This is a genomic window from Vibrio sp. 1401 (assembly GCF_033340295.1).
Map to the genome: position 1 here is coordinate 1 of NZ_JAWOWF010000833.1, position 517 is coordinate 517.

2 protein-coding genes are annotated in these 517 nt (G+C 45.6%); both read left to right on the forward strand.

The features are described from left to right. Positions 1-425: type VI secretion IcmF C-terminal domain-containing protein (locus R7Z77_RS28425; protein WP_318137444.1), on the forward strand; the 425-nt coding region annotated here is incomplete at its 5' end. Beyond that, positions 407-517: TagF domain-containing protein (locus tag R7Z77_RS28430; protein WP_318137445.1), on the forward strand; the 111-nt coding region annotated here is incomplete at its 3' end. The genes R7Z77_RS28425 and R7Z77_RS28430, both read left to right, overlap by 19 nt.

Here is a 517-nt window from a genome sequence, read left to right on the forward strand (position 1 = left end):
AACGCATTAGACAATCGTTCTTTGAATCAGATAACTCGCTACGAGTCGAGTTTGGTATGAAACCCGTATACCTAGATCAACACATTACTCGATTTGTGCTAGAGCTAGGTGATCAAGACTTGGTTTATAAGCACGGTCCTGCGAGATCGAAGGAACTTCGCTGGCCATCGGGTCAAGATCAGACACGTATTGTGTTTACACCGCCCGAATCAAAACGAGAAATTGCTCATACCTATGAAGGGGAATGGGGCATTTTCAAACTATTGGACCAATCACTCAAGGCTCGACCAGAGTCCCGCAACGACAACATTGTCATGATCGATTTGAAGGGGAACAAGGTTCAGCTTGAGTTGATTCCATCTAGTGCAATCAACCCATTTTGGTCTAATGAGATGGAGAGGTTCAGATGTCCGCAAACCTTGTAACGCCTGAGTGGGGCTACATCGGAAAAATGCCGGCTAAAGGTGACTTTGTTAAGGACGGTATTTCTCCTGAATTTGCAAACCGTTGGCACGAC